The organism is Sphingobium cupriresistens (assembly GCF_004152865.1).
Taxonomy (GTDB): Bacteria; Pseudomonadota; Alphaproteobacteria; order Sphingomonadales; family Sphingomonadaceae; genus Sphingobium; species Sphingobium cupriresistens.
On sequence record NZ_SEOO01000106.1, the window covers coordinates 1 to 1,674 of the forward strand.

Below are 1,674 nucleotides of genomic sequence, written 5' to 3' on the forward strand. Positions count from 1 at the left end.
AATTGATCGAGGCGGTCGGCGCGCGATACCGGGCATGCGATCGGTCGAGTAAGGGCAAGGTGCTCGATGAGTTCGTTGCGGTCACGGGGTTCCATCGCAAACATGCGATGAGGGTTCTCCGGCAGGAGGCATCGGACCGAACTCCTGGGCGTGTCGGGCGCAGGGTCTACGATGAGGCTGTGCGCACTGCACTAGTGGTGTTGTGGGAGGCGAGCGACCGTTTATGCGGCAAGCGGCTTAAGCCGCTCATTCCGATCCTTGTCGAAGCGATGGAAGGTCATGGTCACCTCGATCTGGCGCCGCAGGTCAAGGCCAGTCTGTTCCGGATGAGCGCGGCGACGATCGACCGCTCACTGCGCGCCATACGCGAGGCAGGCCAGACGAAAAAGCGGCGGCGTGGCGTATCTGGAACCGAGCTCCGGCGCAGCGTACCGATCCGTACATTCGACGACTGGGGTGATCCGGCGCCGGGGCACATGGAGGTCGATCTGGTTTCGCACAGCGGACCGGCAGCAAAAGGTAGCTGGGCCTGGACGTTCACTTTAACCGACATCGCAACGGGCTGGACTGAATGCGCACCGTTGCTGGTGCGCGAGCAGACGCTGCTGGTGGCTGTGCTTACCGAACTGCGCAGGCTGATGCCTTTCCCCTTGCTGGGATTCGACTCTGACAACGACAGCGTATTTATTAACGAGACGGTGCGCGATTATTGCGTGGCTCATGGGATCGCGTTCACCCGCTGCCGTCCTTATCGCAAGAATGATCAGGCCTGGGTTGAGCAGAAAAACGGTTCCGTCGTTCGGCGCCTGACGGGCTATCGCCGGTTCGAGGGCCTGGCAGCCACCGGCGCGTTAGCGGAATTGTACACGGCTGCCCGCCTGTTCGTGAACTTTTTCCAGCCATCGTTCAAGCTTGCCGAGAAGCAACGCGATGGCGCCAAGGTCTACAAGCGATACCATGCTCCCGCGACACCGTTCCAGCGGTTGCTGGCCGACCCACGGACCTCCGAGGAGACGCGCCGAAACCTCCGCGAGGCGTTCGCCGATCTCGATCCGGTCCGGCTGTTGCGGGACATCCGAACGGCGCAAGAAAAGTTGGTGGGACTGGCCGACGGGGCAGTCGTAATGAATCCGTCGGAACCCTCGCCGCCAACGCTGGATGCGTTCATGACGAGCCTGCGGACCTTGTGGCACGAAGGCGAGGCAAGGCCGACAGCAACCGCAAAGGCCCCGCAGAAGCGTTGGCGCCGCCGTCCTGATCCGCTTGCGACGGTGACTGAACAGTTGAAGGCGTGGTTCGAGGAGGAGCCATGGCGCACCGGTCGGGAGTTGCTCGAGAAGCTACAGGCTGAGCAGCCTGGCGATTATCCGGATGGTCTGCTGCGGACCGTGCAGCGCCGGTTGAAGGTGTGGCGATCAGAACAGGCGCGTGCCTTGGTATTCAACCCGTCAGCTGCCCCCGCTGGCAGGCGCTTGGGGGCAGAGACCGTCTCTTCGTTGCCGCGCGACTGGGTACCGCTCCGCGTCGCCTCCGGCTCCGCTGCGCGGCCCCCAGTCGCGCAAGGAATAGTCCGTGAGGGTGATCTCCTGTAGGGAGCATTTACGTGAGGCAATGGCTATGCCGCTCGGGAACATCGCTTAATGAGGCAACACGGCCTCTCATCCAGATCGTCGC

The 1,674-nt window shown here is 62.8% G+C and carries 1 protein-coding gene; it reads left to right on the forward strand.

Translation table 11 applies throughout. The features are described from left to right. Nucleotides 1-2: 2 nt before the first annotated feature. Nucleotides 3-1,592, forward strand: coding sequence for an integrase catalytic domain-containing protein (locus EWH12_RS21780; protein ID WP_165363704.1), 1,590 nt, complete (start codon nucleotides 3-5; stop codon nucleotides 1,590-1,592). The last annotated feature ends 82 nt before the right edge of the window (nucleotides 1,593-1,674 follow it).